Genomic DNA, 16,177 nt, shown 5'->3' with positions numbered 1-16,177 from the left:
GGTTACGAAAATCCCGGTTCAGTGTCCGGCCGTCAGGACCAGGACCGGAAGACAGTACTGGATATCGACCACCTGAAGGTCACCTTCGCCACGGACGGTGGCGACGTATACGCCGTCAAGGATGTCAGCCTGGACGTCAAGGCGGGTGAGGTCCTGGCCATTGTGGGGGAATCCGGCTCCGGCAAGACGGTCACCGCCAAGACCATCCTTGGCCTGCTCCCGGAAACGGCTGTGAGCTCCGGCGCGGTGCTGATCAATGGTGCCAACGTCATCAGCCTCAGCCCCGGCCGGTTGCGCCAGATCCGCGGCCGGGACGTGGCCATGGTCTTCCAGGAGCCCTCAACCGCCCTGAACCCCGTGTTCACCGTGGGATGGCAGATCGCCGAAGGCATCCGCGCCCACGCCGGTGCCAACGGCGGGAGACGGGTCTCTGCCAAGGAGGCCAAAGCCAGGGCCATCGAGGCGCTGGGCAAGGTGGGCATCCCCGACCCCGAGCACCGGGTCAACTACTATCCGCACCAGTTTTCCGGCGGCCAGAAGCAGCGCGTGGTGATCGCGGCCGCCCTGGCGCTGAACCCCGGCCTGATTGTTGCCGACGAGCCCACAACCGCCCTGGATGTCACCGTCCAGGCGGAAATCCTGGAACTCCTCCGGGACCTTCGGGACAAATATGGCACCTCGATCGTGCTGATCACCCACAACATGGGGGTCGTGGCCGACCTGGCGGACCGGGTGGTGGTGATGTACCAGGGCGACGTCGTGGAGGAAGCTTCAGCGAAGAAGCTCTTCGCTGAACCAAAGCAGGACTACACCCGCAACCTCCTTGCCGCGGTGCCGCACCTGGGCCGCAATTCGGCGTCGGAAGGCCTCACCGAGCGGCGCCACCAGGATGAGGAAGTGCTGGTGGCCGCCGACAACCTGGTGATCGAGTACCCGGGGCGCTTGGGGACACCGGCCTTCAAAGCCGTTGACGGTGTCAGCTTCACCCTGTCCAGGGGTGAGGTCTTCGGCCTGGTGGGGGAGTCGGGGTCCGGCAAGACAACAATCGGCCGCGCCATCGCCGGGCTCAACCGGACCACCGGCGGTAGCCTCAAAGTGCTGGGCTACGAGATGCTGAACCTCCGGGAACGCACGTTCAAGCCCCTGCGCAAGGACATCGGCTTCGTGTTCCAGGACCCTGCCGCCTCCTTCAACCCGCAGCTGACCATTGGCGAATGCATCGCCGAGCCCATGCTCATCCACACCCGGCCGAGCGACGCCCAGGCGCGCAAGCGCGTCGGTGAGTTGCTGGAATCTGTCCAGTTGCCGGCGTCGTACGCGGGACGGTACCCGCACGAACTGTCCGGCGGCCAGCGGCAGCGGGCATCACTGGCGCGTGCCCTGAGCCTGAACCCGCGCCTGCTGATCGCTGATGAGCCGACGTCGGCCCTGGACGTTTCGGTGCAGGCAAAAGTCCTGGAGCTGTTCCGGGACATCCAGGAGGAGTTCGGGTTCGGCTGCCTGTTCATCAGCCACGACCTTGCCGTGGTGGACATCCTGTCCTCCTGGGTGGGAGTGCTGTACAAGGGCAAACTGGTGGAGCAGGGGATCGGCAGCCAGGTCATGGGCAACCCCCAGCACGACTACACCCGCCGGCTGATCGCCTCCCTGCCGGTGCCGGACCCGGCCGAACAGGCCAAACGCCGGGAGGAGCACCGCGCGCTCCTGGGAATCTGACCCGCAGGAAGTCCTACGGGCAGTCCTGCCGCGGACAGCGCCGGTGCCGCCAGATGGGCGGCACCGGCGCTTCACACCCGCGGTGGTTCCTCCGGCTCCCCTAGACTGGAGCCATGACGCAGCACAACCCCAGCTCTCCTGGCGCCGATGAATTTGATCCATCCGCCAGCTCGCTTGCAGGCCATGTGGACGATTCGGTGATGGCTGAACTGCTGTCCATCCGCTCCAGCATTGACAACATCGACGCCACCTTGGTGTACCTCCTGGCCGAGCGCTTCAAGGCGACGCAAAAAGTAGGCTTCCTGAAGGCAAACCACCGACTCCCCGCCGGTGACCCGGGGCGTGAAGCCGCGCAGATCGCCCGGCTGCGCCGCCTTGCCGAGGATGCCCACCTCGACCCGGCCTTCGCGGAGAAGTTCCTCAACTTCATCATCGGTGAAGTGATCCGCCACCACGAGGCCATTGCCGAGGACCACCAGGCCTCCTCGGGCCAGCAACCGCAGACCTCCGCGCTGGCGTGAACCGGGAACAGCGCCATGCGGGCTCCGGCCCGCGTCCGGCGGGTGCCCCTTTCACCGGTGATCCATCAAACGCTGCCTCATCAAACGCGGCCTCTGCCACCCAGCCCCGGGCCAAGGAAGTCACGGCCACCGGCCTGGGCCCGTGGCCGGGCGAAGATCCGCTGGAAGCTGCCCGGATCATCCGCGGTGAGCTTGGCAGCCCGCACCTTCCCTTCCTGGCTGAACTGCCGGACCGTGGGGTAGGGTCCGACGCCCTGGGCCGTACCGCCTCCCTCCTGGAGGAACTCGCGGTGGATGTGCAGCCGCACGGTTGGCGGCTCGTGGACCGCCCGGGCAAGGACATGCGGCGGGCAGCGTCGGCGCTGTCCACCGACCTGAACGTCCTGGCCGATGTTGTCGGCGCGGAAGACGTATCGGCGGGTGAACTCAAAGTGCAGTTGGTGGGACCGCTGAGCCTTGGCGCCGGCTTGTACCTGCACAACGGTGAACGCGCCCTGCTGGACTACGGCGCCCGAAGGGACCTGGCCGCCTCCCTCGCGGCGGGCGTGGCCGGTTACCTCAGCAGGGTGGCCGCGGCCGTGCCCGGCGCCCGGCTCGTGGTGCAGGTGGACGAGCCCGCCATTGCCGCCGTCCTGGCCGGAACCATACCCACCGCCAGCGGGTACCGCACCCTCCGCGCGATTGCGGGATCGGAAGCACGCGAGTCATGGCGCCTGGTCCTTGACTCCCTGCGTGCAGCCGGTGCAGCCGAGGTTGTCGTGTCCTTCCCCGAAATCGAAGCCCCCATCGACCTGGCCCTCTCGGCAGGGGCTGACGGCGTCGCGTTGCCGCTGAAGGCATTGACCAACCGCCAGTGGGAGCAGGTGGCCGGAGCGGTGGAGGCTGGGAAACAGTTCTGGGCTGGTGCCCTGGACGTGCGTGCCGGTGGTCCGCTGCCCAAAGTGGCCCAGTGCGTGGAATCCGTCTGGCGCCCCTGGCGCCAGCTGGGCCTGCCGCCGTCGCTGCTGGGCGCCATCCGGGTGACGCCCTCGGAAGGCCTGGCCGGCCACACACCTGCCCAGGCCACGGCCGTCCTGCACCGGCTCACCCAGGTAGCCGACGGCCTGAACCAGCAGGCGCTGGGTTAGCTACACCCTGTTTTCCCAGCGGTCCGGCTGGGCGTAGCGGGGCAGGTAGTTTTGGGCGGAACTGCCGCCGGTGTACGGGCGCAAGCGGTAGTCGAAGGCCCCGGCGTATACCAGGACCAGGCCGATCTGCGGCTGGATGACCTTCACCTGGATGCGGTGCCGTCCGTTGCTGCCTTCGGCCGGGTCCCACCACTGCTCGGCGTAGGCCTTGGCGTCGAGGGCGGCCGGAAGCGGCACCCGCAGAGGACCCATGAAGAGCCTCGACGCCTCCGAAACGCCACGCAGCCTGCCTTCAGCCGTGACACTCAGGTTCAGGTCCGTCACCAGCCGCCGATAGCGTCCCACGTAGTCCACCAGTTGGGTGTTGCCACCCGTATGGGTGGCACTGGTGGTGTCCTGGAAGAGCCGGGTGCGGTCCGGGAAGCGGATTTCACGGCGGGCGGTAAGGCTGGAGCGGCCGAACGGATCCTGGTGTGCGTGGTTCTCGATCCGGAACGGGATGTTCTCACCGTATTCCGGGAAAAAGGCCTCTTCGCCGCCCGCCAGCCGCAGCAAAGGGCGCAGCCACCGCTGGCGGCACCCCACGACGTCGAACGTTCCTTCCCCTACCCCGTACTGTCCGGAACCCGGTGCCAGCGAGAAGTACTCCTGGAGCTCGGGCTGCAGCCGGGAGAACCCGGTGCCCAAGGCCTGCCGGTAGATGGGGACGTTCATGACGTGGACCTCCTGTTGCCTGCGGCGGCGCTGTCTGCCTCCGGCTTCACAATCTACCGGCAGCCTTGAGCCGGATGTACATGTCCGCAAGCCGGGGTGGCAGGTCGTGGGGCTCCGCGTCCACTACCTCTGCGCCGTAGCGGCGCAGTTCAGCGGTGACCGCCGCGCGCTGCAGGAGGGCGCGCTCGGCGGCAGCCGCACGAAACACTCCGGTGGCGTCGCTGCGTTCCCGGAGCATGGTGCCCAGCTGGGGGTCGCGGACCGCCGCCACCACCACCACGTGCTGGCTGGCCAGCCGCTCCGCCACGGGCAGCAGGCCTTCCTCGGGCGCTCCGCTGTCCAGCGATGTCAGCAGCACCACGAGGGACCGGTGCGCGGAGACGGCGCGGACCTGCGCCGGGACAGCCGGCCAGTCCATCTCGATCAGCTCTGCCTCCAGGGGAGCCATCGCCTGGACCAGCCGGCCCAGGATGTTGCCCTGGCCCGCGGAACCGGCGCGCGCCCGGGTCCTGCGGTCGAAGGCCACGAAGTCCACCCGGTCACCGCCCCGTTCGGCCAGCACGCCCAGGAGGAGCGCAGCCTCGATCCCGGTGTCCAGCCGGGTTTCGTCGGCAATCCTCGCCGCCGAGGTGCGGGAGGTATCCAGGACCATGACCACCCGCCGGTCCCGTTCCGGTCGCCAGGTCCTGACCACCACCGAGGAGCGCCTGGCCGTAGCCCGCCAGTCAATGGACCGCACATCATCGCCACGGACGTAGTCACGCAGGGAATCGAACTCCGTGCCGGCACCGCGGATCTGGACGGCGGCCTTGCCATCGAGTTCGCGCAGCTTCCGCAGCTTCGAGGGCAGGTGCCTGCGGGAATGGAACGGCAGCAGTACGCGCACCGAGCCGGGACAATCAATGGTCCGCTGCCGGCTTGCCAGGCGGAGCGGACCATAGGAACGGATGGTCACGTGCGGCGCAGCTAGGTCCCCCCGCCGGACCGGCCGGAGCCTGACCGCGAAGCGCCTGCTTTCGCCCGCCGGGACGTCGATGGCCTGAATGGGATTTTGGGCGCCCGCGGAAGGTTGCCACCCGTCCCTGAACGATCCCCGGAGCCTGCGGGTACCTCCGTTGCGGAGCGTGAGGACCGCCTCCACTGCGTTGTTGAGCGTGACGTTCTCCGGCTCCGCGCGTACCGCACCCACCCGCCTGGGGGATCCTGCCAACAACAGGTCGACGCCCAGCAGGGCAACGAGCACGGCGGCCGTGGTGAACACGGTCAACCATCCCGGGAACAGCAGCACCGGCACCAGGCCCAGCAGCACCACCGCCACGAAGCGCCCCGAGACGGCCATCAGCGGGGAACGGGGACGGAGGCCAGGATGCTGCCCAGGACGTCGTCCACCCGGACCCCGTCCATTTGGGCTTCGGGCTGCAACGCCACCCGGTGCCGCAGGCAGGGCAGGGCCAGGGCCTTGACGTCGTCCGGGGTGACGAAAGGACGCCCCGAGAGCCAGGCCCAGGACCTGGATGTATTGAGCAGGGCAGTGGCACCGCGCGGTGAGACACCAAGCTGGAAGGAGGGCGCGGCCCTGGTGGCGCGCACCAGGTCAACGATGTAGCCGATGATTTCCGGTTCCACCGCTACCCGGTTCACAGCTTCCCGCGCACGTTCCAGGTCCTCGGCGCCCGCCACGGCACGGACTCCGGCTGCTGCCAGGTCCCGGGGATCGAATCCGGCGGCATGCCGGCGGATGACCTCAATCTCCTCACCGCGTCCGGGCAAGGGCATGGTGAGCTTGAGCAGGAACCGGTCCAGTTGCGCCTCGGGCAGCGGATAGGTCCCCTCGTATTCCACCGGGTTCTGGGTTGCCGCCACCAGGAACGGGGCCGGGAGCCGCCTGGCGGCTCCGTCCACGGACACCTGCCGCTCTTCCATGGCTTCGAGGAGGGAAGCCTGGGTTTTTGGCGGGGTCCGGTTGATCTCATCGGCCAACAGGAGGTTGGTGAAGACCGGTCCTTCCCGGAAGCTGAACTCGGACGTATGGGAGTCGTAAACCAGCGATCCCGTGACATCGCCCGGCATGAGGTCGGGGGTGAACTGCACCCGCTTGGTGTCCAGGCTCAGGGCGGAGGACAACGCCCGGACCAGCAGGGTCTTGGCGACCCCCGGTACGCCTTCCAGCAGCACATGCCCCTGCGAAAGCAGGGCAATCAGCATGCCCGTGACCGTGGCGTCCTGTCCCACCACTGCCTTGGCCACCTCCCGGCGGACGGCAAGCAGCGCCTGCCGTGGGCCGTCGTCGTTCATTGGGCTGTTGGGGTCTGTGGGGTTCAGGACCCCCGGGCCACTGCTCTGTTCACTCATCGGGTCATGACCTCTTTCTCCAGTTTGTCCAGGGCCTGGGACCAGGCCACCAGCCGGGCTTCGGTTGTGGGGCGTTCATTGACCAGGGCGCGGACGCCGGCGGGGTCCCTGCCAAGGAGCCGGGCTGACGCGGCAATCGTGTCCTCCGCGGTGGCGCCGGGGCCCAGCCGCAGTTTTCCGGAGAGCCGCACCAGCAGGCCGGCGCGCAGGTTGTCCCGGGCCTGGTCGACGGCACGTGAGTCCTGGTAGAGCCGGGCGCGGCCTTCCGCCGTTTCAACGGCCTTGACCACCACGGGCAACGGTTCGAACACCAGCGGCCCGTGCCGGCGGCCACGCCATATGATGGCGACCACCGCCACCAGCAGCAGCCAGGGGCCCAGGAAGCGGGCCCAGCCCGGTGCAAGGTCGTCGAGGGTTTTCCCGGACCCGTTGGCCGCTGCATCTTCGATCGAGGGCAGGTACCAGACAAGGTCCGGTGCCGCGCCGAGCAGCCGGACCGCGAGGGCGGCGTTTCCCAGCTCGTCCAGTTTGTCGTTGCCCAGGACCGCCGTGCTGCCCAGGACGGCCAGCCGGCCGTCATTGCTGACGGCAAGCATCCCGGCGCTTCCTGCCGCACGGTAGCAGGTGTCTCCGCCGTCGTACACGAATCCCTTGTGGCCCGTGACGTGTCCTGCCGCTTCCGCGTCAGGTTGGGTGCAGCCGGGGTCAAGGACCGGAGAGGCGTCGGGGACGACGCCGGCCTGGTGGATGCCGCTGTCAAGGGCGGCGAGTGTGTCCAGCCTGGGGGTGACCACCACCACGCGGCCAGCAGCAGCCATCAGGCCGGCCACCTGCTGCCTGTCCAGCACACCGTTCCTGTCATAGAGCAGGAGGGTGGGGGAGGAGCTTGCGTGCAGGTCGTCCAGCGCAGCGTCGAACCGGCCGGGCGTATGGACCGAAACTCCGTGCCGCCCCAGGATTTCGCCCAGCGCCCTGGCCCCTTCCGGTCCGGCATTGTGGACTGAAAGGGGCACCCTGTCACCCTTGGGCGCCAGCTGCGTACCGATGAGCAGGGCCAGTGCAGCTGCCACCACCGCTGCTGCTGCGGTGGCGGCACGGTGCTGCCGCAGCCACTTCTTCAACGTGCGGACGGGGACGTTCCGGCCTGTCGGCCCAGGTTCTTGGGACTGCCGGGTTCCTTGGGCCGGGTCCGTGCCGACAATGGCGGGTCCGCTCATATCGGCGTCACCGTGCTGCCGGCGGCGGCGGGTTTCATGGCACCCAATGCCGCGTCCAGGGCCACAATTTCCTGGTAATCGCCGCTGCCCGCTGCCCTGTTTCCGTAGCGGATGCCGTCAAATGTGGCCGCCGCCCGGGCCAGGCGCCGGGATTCACCGGCGAACGGCACGGACAGCGCCTGCGCGGCCTCGTCCGCCGTCCTGCCTGGCTGCGGATCAAGGATGGTCCGGTCCTCGGCGCTGCGGACCACCGCACGGAAACGGTCGACGACGGCGTCCCCCCATTGTGCGGCCGCGGCTGCGGCTTCCGCGCGGTTCCGGTAGTCCCCGGCGGTCAGCGCGGTTTCCCTTTCGAACACGTCGCTGGCCTTCCGTGCCCGCGCGTTCAGCCGGGGGCGGGCAAGGAGGATGGCGGCGGCGATGATGACGGCAATGACGAGGGCGATGACGGGGCTGGGCACTGGTGCGGCGTCCCCGGGGGAGCCGTCCAGGGACTGGAGCCAGTCGAGGAAGTTCCGCCACAGAGCGTCCAGCCAGGAGGGGGCGGCGTCCCGGTATTCAGGTTTGGCCAACTCTTCTGCCGCCCATTGCCGGGCCTCGTCGGCTCCAGGGAGCACCGGCGGCTCAGCGGCCATACGGCCATGCCCCCGGCGCTGTGCCGTACCCGGGGTACGGGGTGCTCCCGGTCCCGGCGTTCCGGCCCGGGATCCCGTCGGGATCCGCTCCGGTCTCCAGATCGCGCAGCAGCACGATGTCCAGGCCGTCTTTGCGCATCCGCAGGTCCATATAGAGCAAGGCCATGACAGACGTTTGGAAGGCGTAGCCCACCGCACCCACCAAGGCGCCGACCACCGCGGTGATGATGCTGATGGTCACGGTAAGCGCCGCGTCCTGCCCGCTGCCGCCGTGCGGCGAGACGACTCCCGACAGGACCGTCGGCAGCATGCTTGCGGGGATCAGGACCACTTGGGTGATCACGGTGACCAGGATTCCCACCACCAGGGTGATGCCAAGGATGCGCCACCAGTTTGCCCGCGTGAGGGTCCACGAGCGGCGCAGTCCGGCCAGGGCGCCCAATTCTTCGATGACGACGGCGGCAGGCGCCACCATGAGCTTGATCGCCACCCAGAGGAACAGGACGGCGAAGCCCATCATCAGCGGGATGACCAGCAGCGCTCCCGCGCCGCGGACATTGGAGAACAGGAGCACGATGACAGCGAAGAAAAGCGCCATCGTGGCCACCCCGGCAGCCACCAGCACCGCGGCCAGCCTGATCAGCGCCCCGATCCGTGGACGCACCAGTGACAGCATGCGCCGGAAGCCGGTGGGCCGGTTCAGGACGGACCTTGCCACGATGACCACCACGGCGCCCTGGAGAACCACGGACATGAAGACGGACAGGATGGACAGAAAGGCAAAGGTAACCATCAGCCCAATCCCGAGGGACGCGACGTCGGCTCTGCTGGCCGTCCGCGCCCAGGATTCAATCGACCCGGACGACGTTGCAACGACCCCAGTAAGGACTGCGGCGAGGATGGCCGACAGGGACTGCACCAGGATGCCGGCTCCCAGCATCGCTTTGGCGTTGCGCCGGATGCCCTGGAACGAGCCATCCAGGATTTCCCCGAACATCAGTGGACGCAGGGGGATGATGCCGGGCTTTGGAGGGGCGACATAGCGGGGTTGTCCGTAGGGGGAGGCTCCGTAAGGCGCGCCGGGGTATGGCGCACCGGGGTATGGCGGACCGGGGTACTGCGGGCCGGAGTGCGGCGCTTCAGGGTAGGGGTACTGTCCACGCTGTTGCCACTGGGGCGGTTGCGGCGGCTGCTGTTGCCAGGGCCGCCGCTCCTCCCACCCGGGTGCCTGCTGCGCCGGATGCCTTGGCGCCCCCTGCTGTCCGACAGCGGATTGTTGTCCTGGGCCGGGTTGCCGGCCTGCGTCGGGTTGCTGCCCTGCCGGTGGCGCCCACGGCTGCTCCCACGGCTGCTCCCAGGCAGGTGCTGCCGGGCTGTGTCCTCCGGTGCCGGCGGACCCGCCGTCGTCATGTCCGCCACCGTCATGCCCGCCGCCGGGCCACCCCGGCGTTGGCTCCCCGCGCTCCGGCTCCTGTGCTGACACTGATTTCCTCCCCCATATCAGTCCGCCCGCCCCGCGGGCCGCCCGCCGGAAGGCGCGCACCGGCAATGCAGGGCATGACCCCAAGACTATAGTTCCGCCGTCGGCCGGCCTAGTGTCCCGCCATGCCGGGAAGCCGCTCAACAGGACAAACCCATCCCGATAAGGGAATATATAGCTATGAAGGCACGCATTCTGGTGGTAGATGATGACGAAGCGCTGGCCGAGATGATTGGAATTGTCCTCCGTAATGACGGCTTCGAGCCGGTCTTCTGCGCCGACGGCGCCCAGGCCCTCGACGTTTTCCGGTCATCGCGGCCGGACCTTGTCCTGCTCGACCTGATGCTTCCCGGCATGGATGGCATCGAGGTCTGCCGCCAGGTCCGCGGCGAATCCGATGTTCCCATCGTCATGCTGACCGCCAAGTCCGATACCTCCGACGTGGTCCGCGGACTGGAATCCGGTGCTGACGACTACGTGCCCAAGCCGTTCAAACCGGCCGAACTGGTGGCACGCGTGCGCGCCCGCCTGCGCCCCGGCGACCAGAAGGCGCCCGAAACGCTTAAGATCGCGGACATCACTATCGACGTCGCCGGGCACACCGTCAGCAGGGGCAGCGAGCGGATCTCCCTGACGCCGCTGGAATTCGATCTGCTGGTGGCACTGGCCCGCAAGCCCTGGCAGGTCTTCACCCGCGAACTGCTCCTGGAGCAGGTCTGGGGCTACCGCCACGCCGCTGATACCCGCCTGGTCAACGTCCATGTCCAGCGCCTGCGGTCCAAGATCGAGCAGGACCCGGAAGCTCCGGAAGTTGTATTGACGGTGCGTGGTGTCGGCTACAAAGCAGGGGTCTGACCCCGCTGCGCAGGACGGGCAACCCGGCCGGCGCGCAACGCCGCACGCCGGTGATGAAGGTTTGAGCAGCGGCGCCGGGCAGGACAGCCCATCCCAGGGCGGCGACGAGGCCAACGTGCCCGGACCTTCCGTGACTCCCGGTCTTCGGCATGTTGCCTTCCGCGCACGGATCTGGCAGCGCCGCGCCGTGATCGTGGCGCTGCGCGTGGCACGGCTGGTGCGGACCGGAGTCCGCCGTTTCCTCCCGGGGCTGAGGTACCTTGGCCGGGCGCTGCAGCAGCGCTGGCGCCGGTCCCTGCAGTTCCGGACCGTTCTCACCACCCTGATGCTGGCCGTGACGTCGTTCGCCGTGGTGGGTGCCTACCTGTCCAACCAGATCGCCAACAACCTGTTCCAGGAGCGGCTGACGCAGGCCGAATCCGAGACACGCTACAACGTGAAGCAGGTTCAGGAGACGTTCGACGGCGCCCAGGTCACCGACCAGTCGAGCGTCATCACCCTGGTCTCGGATACGCTCAGCGCCGTGGAAGGGCGCGGTTCGGTCATCCAACGGCGCTACGTCTTCGAGGCGATGCCCAACCAGACCAAACCCCGCAACCGCTGGGTTGAATCCCGCGCGTCGGACCAGCTGACGGTCAGCGTCATCCCCCCTGAGCTGCGCAAAGCAGTGCAGGAGTCCGGGAAGGACCAGTACTGGGCATCCACGGTCATTCCCGTGGGGACCGAGGACCGGCCGGGAATCGCCGTGGGCAACAAGGTGACCTTCAACGGTACCGTCTACGAGCTGTACCTGATCTACGACCTCAACACCGCGCAGCAAACGCTGAACGAGATCCAAAGCGTCCTCTGGGCCGGCGGTGCGGTCCTGGTCCTGCTGATTGGCGCCGTCGCCTGGTATGTCACGCGCAACGTGGTCAGCCCGGTGAGTCACGCCGCCATGGTTTCCGAGAAGCTCGCGGCCGGCCAGCTGCAGGAGCGCATGGTGGTCAAAGGCGAGGACGAAGTGGCCCGCCTTGGTGCCTCCTTCAACCACATGGCAGCCAGCCTGCAGGAGCAGATCACGCAGCTGGCCACGTTGTCGCAGATGCAGCAGCGCTTTGTGTCCGACGTTTCGCACGAGCTCAGGACTCCGCTGACCACCGTCCGGATGGCCGCGGAGGTTCTCTACGACGCCCGGGACGACTTCGACCCCATCAACAAACGGTCCGCCGAACTGCTGTACAACCAGGTGGAGCGGTTCCAGTCGCTGCTCTCCGACCTGCTCGAAATCAGCCGCTTCGATGCAGGCGTAGCGGTCCTCGATGCCGAACCTGAGGACCTGCTCCAGGTGATCGCCCACGTCATTGAGGGCGCGGCCCCGGTCGCAGCCGAGTATGGCTCGGAAATCCTCTACACGGCCCCGGACGATGCCGTGATTGTGGAAATGGACGCCCGGCGGATCGACAGGATCCTGCGGAACCTGATCCTGAACGCCGTGGAGCACGGTGAGGGCAAGCCGGTGACCGTCACGGTCGCGGCAAACGAGACGGCAGTGGGCGTTTCAGTCCGGGACCACGGGATCGGAATGGACCCATCGCAGGCGGCCAGGGTCTTCGACAGGTTCTGGCGTGCCGATCCCGCCCGCGCCCGCACCACGGGGGGCAGCGGCCTGGGACTGTCCATCGCCATGGAGGACACCAAACTGCACCATGGCTGGCTCCAGGCGTGGGGCAGGAAGGGCGATGGCGCCAACTTCCGGCTGACCCTTCCGTTGCGCCAGGATGGGGAAATCACCGAGTCACCAGTTCAGCTGGAACCCAGGGACGCCACCATACCCGGAGCGCCGGGAACCATCCCTGCGGAACAGGACTACAAGAACATGCTGCTGCTCCAGACTGGTGCGGCCGGTCCCGCTCCAGTGCAGCCTCCCGAGGAGACACCATGAGGGCCTCGATGCGCCACGCCAGGTACCCCGCGGCACTGCTCGCGCTGCTCATCGTCCTCCTGTCGGGCTGCGCGCGGATCCCCACCTCGGGCCCGGTGGGGAAGAGCAGCGAAAGCAGCGCCGGCAACGTCAACGCGCCCGTCTTCCTTCCCGCAGCACCCCAGCCCGGTGCGTCCCCGGAGACAATCATCGACTACTTCTACCGGGCCGGCAGCGGCTACGAGGACGACTACGCCGTTGCCCGCCAGTACCTCACGCAGGCGTCGGCGGTGTCCTGGAAGCCGGACAAACGCGCCCTGGTTTACCGGGAGGCGCGCGTCGTCCCCACAGCAACGGAAAACGTCTTCAACTACGAGCTGGATGTCTCTTACACAGTGGACGCCGACGGCATCGCCACCCAGTCGCCGCCGGGAACAGTGGAACGCATTCCGGTGACGGTGACCCAGGTGGACGGCGAGTGGCGGATCTCCGCGATTCCGGACGGGACCGCCATTGCCGAGGAAACATTCAAGGTGATCTACGGCGCTTACCCCATCTACTTTTACGACCCCACGTTCACCTACGCCATCCCGGATGTCCGCTGGTTCCTGAAGAACAAGACCGTCAAGGCGATGACCAGCGCGCTGCTGGCCGGCCCCGCCCCCTACCTCCGCGGCGCCGTCGCCAGCGCATTCCCCTCGGGAATCAAACTGGCCCGTGAGTCAGTCCCGGTAGTCTCCGGGGCCGCCCAGGTGGACCTGACGGCAAAGGAGCTGACGGAAACCTCGGCGGAGGACCGGCTGCGCATGCAGATGCAGCTGACTTTGACGTTCCGCAGCCAGCCGGATGTGGTCAACGTTGAGCTGCGCGCCAACCAGGACCTGGTCCGGGTGGAGGACAACGGGTCCGTCCTTCCCCCGGTGCTGGATAAAACAGTGCCTTCGCGCCAGATCGCCATCAGTGGCAACGATCTGGTGCGCTACGAAAACAACCGCGTTTCCCCATTGCCCGACATGCAGCCCGTCTCTGCGCTCAACCCGCGCTACCCTGCGGAATCGCCGGTGTCGCAGACCGCCGCCTTCCTCAATGACGGACGCACCACCCTGTACAGCATCAGTCCGGGCCAGCCGGCGCGTTCCCTGACCACCCGGAGCACCCTCAGCCGGCCGTCCTTCAGTATCAACGACTGGGTATGGACCGCCGGACCGGGTGCAACGGGTACCACCGAAGTCGTGGCGTTCCATCCAGCGGGAGTTGCGGAAGGGGCACCTGTCCCGTCCGTGACGCTGGCGCCATCATGGCTTGCCGGCCGGACGGTGAAGGAGTTCCGAATCTCACGCGACGGCGTGCGCGCCCTGGTCATCTCCGAGCAGAACGGGAAGTCCAAGGTGCAGGTGACCGGCGTGATCCGCGCCGGCGACGGCACACCGCGCGAACTGACCGCGCCCATCACTCTGGTCAGCGCCGGCGATCCTGACCAAGGCGTGTGGGTGAACGGAACCACCGTTGCCGTCATGAAGGAGGCAGCCGGTGCGAACGTCACGCCGGAGCTGCTGTCCCTCACCTCCGGACAGCCGCAGCAGCTGGCTCCCTGGCCCGGCCTGGTTGCCATCAGCGCCGGAAACGGTGCAGACGACATCTATGTCCAGTCCGGAGAGGGTATCTTCCAGCGCCTCGGCAACGGCTGGTCGCCGCAGATCAAGGGTCCCATCGACCCCGCGTTTCCGGGCTGACCCCTGTCCTCCGACTTGTCCACATAGGCGCCCCAGGCCCTCCTGATGCCCGGGCATCTGATGCATGCTGGGGCAGTGAACGGAATATCCGGCGGAAGCGGAACAGCTGGACCTGGCCGGCAGGGGACCCGACGGATGGACCCCGACCTTGAACCGCCGCCGCCCTGGCCGGCACTGCACAGGGCTGAGCACGCCGCAGCGCTCCTGCGCCTTGCCGACTGGGTGTCCGGCGCGGCGGCAGATCTCCTCGCCCTGGCGGTGCCGGTGGACTGCGTCTGCTGCGGGGCCGAAGACCGCACCCTTTGCGCCCCGTGCGGCAGCCGCATCCGCCAGCTGACCAGGGAGCCTTTCCGTGCGGAAAGCGGAGCCCCCGCGCTGATGGATGTCGACGGGACCATCATGCTGCCGGTGGTGGCCGCGGGGGTGTACCGGGACGAGTTGGCCCAAGGCCTGCTGTCATTCAAAAGGCACGGCCAGCACCAGCTTGGGAGGAACCTTGGCCGGGCGCTGGCCGTAGCAGTCAGGGCAGCCGCCCGGGGCAGCAGCGGGTTCCTGCTGGTTCCGGTGCCCACCGGCACCGCGGCGTACGTCAACCGGGGGTTCAGCCCCGTCCATCTGCTCCTGAAGGAGGCCGCACGGCAACTGCCAGGTCTCGACGTCGCGGATGTCCTGGGCAAGAAGCCCCGGGTCCGTCTGGAAGGGCCAAAGGCTCTGGGCGGCCAGAAAGGTCTGGGCGGCCAAAAAGGTTTGGGCAGGGGCGCCCGCTCGCAGCGCGTCAGGGGTTCCATGCAGGTCAAATCCCGCGCCCGAACCAAGGTCGTGGGCCGTCCCTGCATCATTGTCGACGACGTCCTGACAACCGGCGCCACCATCGGAGAAGCAGCCCGTGCCCTGCACCTGGCCGGAGCCCAGGTGAGGGGCGCCGTCGTGCTTGCCGCGACACGCCCGCCCGCTGCGGGGGACCCCGGCACGCCCGCCGCCGGCCCGCACGGAAGGAGCCATGACTTAGAAAAAAATAAACCGGGAAAGGATGAATAACAGGTGGCTATGAACTAACGTCGGTGGTGGGTACCAAGAACAGAATGTACCTTTCGATGGCGGCTCGGAGAGGGGCTCGACTGTCAAACAGCCCGGCCCAGGGAAGTGCCGCCGTCGTGTCACCGAAGTCATTTGGAGGGCACCATGGAGTTTATGATCAGCGGACGAAATCTGACCGTTTCAGACCGGTTCCGCGAATACGCCGGGGAAAAGATCGCAAAGATCGAATCGCTTGGCGACAAGATCCAGCGGGTGGATACGAAAGTCTCCAAGGAGACCAACGCCCGGCAAACCGGCGACCAGTTGACCGTTGAAGTGACAGTCCTGGGCAGGGGCCCCGTTATCCGTGCCGAAGCGAGCGCCGCAGACAAATTTGCCGCCTTTGACCTCGCCTACAACAAACTGCTTGAGCGCCTCCGGCGCGCGAAGGACCGCAAAAAGGTCCACCATGGCCGCCACACGCCCAAGGCCGTCCGTGAAGCTACCGCCTCCCTGGAACCAGCCAGCGCGCACGAACCGCTCTACCTCGAGGCCAACCGCAGGAGCGAAACAGCGCAGGCGCCGGAGGAAAAGTCCCCCTACGATGTCGAGAATGACATCCCGGCCGGGAGCTCGCCGGTACTGATCCGGCGCAAGGTCTTCCCCGCTGCGTCCATGACCCTCGACGACGCCGTGGACAACATGGAGCTCGTCGGCCACGACTTCTATCTTTTCGTGGACAAGGCCACCAACACGCCGTCCGTGGTCTACCGCCGCCGCGGCTGGACCTACGGCGTCATCACCCTGGACCACGAATGCGAGCCAGGCGACACTGTCGTGGAGGAAAAGGTCCTTGCCTACCGCTCCGACGACGCAGCCGCCACTGTCTGACGTACCTGCCAACGTC

Annotated in this window: 14 protein-coding genes; 8 read left to right on the top strand and 6 right to left on the bottom strand. The window is 67.6% G+C overall.

The annotated features are described in order from the left end of the window. Positions 1-21 precede the first annotated feature (21 nt). From PUN51_RS00295 to PUN51_RS00285, 3 genes are all read left to right on the top strand, one after another. Complete coding sequence (locus PUN51_RS00295) at positions 22-1,716, top strand: ABC transporter ATP-binding protein (RefSeq protein ID WP_275179952.1); 1,695 nt, start codon at positions 22-24, stop codon at positions 1,714-1,716. Positions 1,717-1,829: 113 nt separating this feature from the next. After that, on the top strand, positions 1,830-2,237 hold the full coding sequence (locus tag PUN51_RS00290) for a chorismate mutase (protein WP_159631548.1): 408 nt from the start codon (positions 1,830-1,832) through the stop codon (positions 2,235-2,237). Between the two features lie 134 nt (positions 2,238-2,371). Beyond that, positions 2,372-3,364, top strand: a complete 993-nt coding sequence (locus PUN51_RS00285; RefSeq protein ID WP_275179951.1) for a hypothetical protein — start codon at positions 2,372-2,374, stop codon at positions 3,362-3,364. Here PUN51_RS00285 and PUN51_RS00280 read toward each other — a convergent pair whose 3' ends face one another. From PUN51_RS00280 to PUN51_RS00255, 6 genes are read right to left on the bottom strand one after another with little or no spacing between them, the layout of a single operon-like run. Beyond that, a complete protein-coding gene (locus PUN51_RS00280) occupies positions 3,365-4,078 on the bottom strand; it encodes a DUF4166 domain-containing protein (protein WP_275179534.1) in 714 nt (237 codons plus the stop codon). It abuts the gene before it with no gap. A gap of 46 nt (positions 4,079-4,124) precedes the next feature. Beyond that, positions 4,125-5,417 carry a DUF58 domain-containing protein gene (locus PUN51_RS00275; RefSeq protein ID WP_275179533.1) on the bottom strand — a complete coding sequence of 431 codons (1,293 nt, stop codon included), beginning with the start codon at positions 5,415-5,417 and terminating at the stop codon, positions 4,125-4,127. Next, on the bottom strand, positions 5,417-6,430 hold the full coding sequence (locus PUN51_RS00270) for an AAA family ATPase (protein ID WP_159631551.1): 1,014 nt from the start codon (positions 6,428-6,430) through the stop codon (positions 5,417-5,419). Before PUN51_RS00270 ends, PUN51_RS00275 begins: the two co-directional genes overlap by 1 nt. Next, the gene (locus PUN51_RS00265; protein ID WP_275179532.1) at positions 6,427-7,647 is read right to left on the bottom strand and encodes a DUF4350 domain-containing protein; all 1,221 of its coding nucleotides are present in this window, start codon (positions 7,645-7,647) and stop codon (positions 6,427-6,429) included. Before PUN51_RS00265 ends, PUN51_RS00270 begins: the two co-directional genes overlap by 4 nt. After that, positions 7,644-8,282, bottom strand: coding sequence for a DUF4129 domain-containing protein (locus PUN51_RS00260; protein WP_275179531.1), 639 nt, complete (start codon positions 8,280-8,282; stop codon positions 7,644-7,646). Before PUN51_RS00260 ends, PUN51_RS00265 begins: the two co-directional genes overlap by 4 nt. Further along, entirely contained in the window at positions 8,272-9,279 is a 1,008-nt protein-coding gene (locus tag PUN51_RS00255; protein ID WP_224026528.1) for a DUF7847 domain-containing protein, read from the bottom strand. The genes PUN51_RS00260 and PUN51_RS00255 overlap by 11 nt, the downstream gene beginning before the upstream one ends. A gap of 663 nt (positions 9,280-9,942) precedes the next feature. Here PUN51_RS00255 and mtrA point away from each other — a divergent pair. The 5 genes from mtrA to hpf all read left to right on the top strand — a co-directional run bounded on the left by mtrA (position 9,943) and on the right by hpf (position 16,161). Then, on the top strand, positions 9,943-10,617 hold the full coding sequence (gene mtrA, locus PUN51_RS00250; RefSeq protein WP_159631554.1) for an MtrAB system response regulator MtrA: 675 nt from the start codon (positions 9,943-9,945) through the stop codon (positions 10,615-10,617). A gap of 130 nt (positions 10,618-10,747) precedes the next feature. Next, on the top strand, positions 10,748-12,541 hold the full coding sequence (mtrB, locus tag PUN51_RS00245; protein WP_275179950.1) for an MtrAB system histidine kinase MtrB: 1,794 nt from the start codon (positions 10,748-10,750) through the stop codon (positions 12,539-12,541). Next, on the top strand, positions 12,538-14,253 hold the full coding sequence (locus tag PUN51_RS00240; protein ID WP_275179530.1) for an LpqB family beta-propeller domain-containing protein: 1,716 nt from the start codon (positions 12,538-12,540) through the stop codon (positions 14,251-14,253). Before mtrB ends, PUN51_RS00240 begins: the two co-directional genes overlap by 4 nt. Before the next feature lie 135 nt (positions 14,254-14,388). Beyond that, on the top strand, positions 14,389-15,291 hold the full coding sequence (locus PUN51_RS00235; RefSeq protein WP_275179529.1) for a ComF family protein: 903 nt from the start codon (positions 14,389-14,391) through the stop codon (positions 15,289-15,291). Positions 15,292-15,435: 144 nt separating this feature from the next. Beyond that, positions 15,436-16,161: a ribosome hibernation-promoting factor, HPF/YfiA family gene (gene hpf / locus PUN51_RS00230; RefSeq protein WP_159631557.1), complete on the top strand. Its 726-nt coding sequence runs from the start codon at positions 15,436-15,438 to the stop codon at positions 16,159-16,161. The last annotated feature ends 16 nt before the right edge of the window (positions 16,162-16,177 follow it).

Origin of the sequence: Arthrobacter sp. NQ4, assembly GCF_029077345.1 — a bacterium.
GTDB lineage: Bacteria > Actinomycetota > Actinomycetes > Actinomycetales > Micrococcaceae > Arthrobacter.
This window is presented reverse-complemented; position numbering and strand designations above follow the sequence as displayed.

Excerpts from the sequence above, each read along its gene's own strand:
- PUN51_RS00290 (WP_159631548.1), top strand. The coding sequence starts at position 1,830 with ATGACGCAGCACAACCCCAGCTCTCCTGGCGCCGATGAATTTGATCCA.
- PUN51_RS00280 (WP_275179534.1), bottom strand. The coding sequence starts at position 4,078 with ATGAACGTCCCCATCTACCGGCAGGCCTTGGGCACCGGGTTCTCCCGG.
- PUN51_RS00275 (WP_275179533.1), bottom strand. The coding sequence starts at position 5,417 with ATGGCCGTCTCGGGGCGCTTCGTGGCGGTGGTGCTGCTGGGCCTGGTG.
- PUN51_RS00270 (WP_159631551.1), bottom strand. The coding sequence starts at position 6,430 with ATGAGTGAACAGAGCAGTGGCCCGGGGGTCCTGAACCCCACAGACCCC.
- PUN51_RS00265 (WP_275179532.1), bottom strand. The coding sequence starts at position 7,647 with ATGAGCGGACCCGCCATTGTCGGCACGGACCCGGCCCAAGGAACCCGG.
- PUN51_RS00260 (WP_275179531.1), bottom strand. The coding sequence starts at position 8,282 with ATGGCCGCTGAGCCGCCGGTGCTCCCTGGAGCCGACGAGGCCCGGCAA.
- PUN51_RS00255 (WP_224026528.1), bottom strand. The coding sequence starts at position 9,279 with ATGTTCGGGGAAATCCTGGATGGCTCGTTCCAGGGCATCCGGCGCAAC.
- mtrA (WP_159631554.1), top strand. The coding sequence starts at position 9,943 with ATGAAGGCACGCATTCTGGTGGTAGATGATGACGAAGCGCTGGCCGAG.
- PUN51_RS00240 (WP_275179530.1), top strand. The coding sequence starts at position 12,538 with ATGAGGGCCTCGATGCGCCACGCCAGGTACCCCGCGGCACTGCTCGCG.
- PUN51_RS00235 (WP_275179529.1), top strand. The coding sequence starts at position 14,389 with ATGGACCCCGACCTTGAACCGCCGCCGCCCTGGCCGGCACTGCACAGG.
- hpf (WP_159631557.1), top strand. The coding sequence starts at position 15,436 with ATGGAGTTTATGATCAGCGGACGAAATCTGACCGTTTCAGACCGGTTC.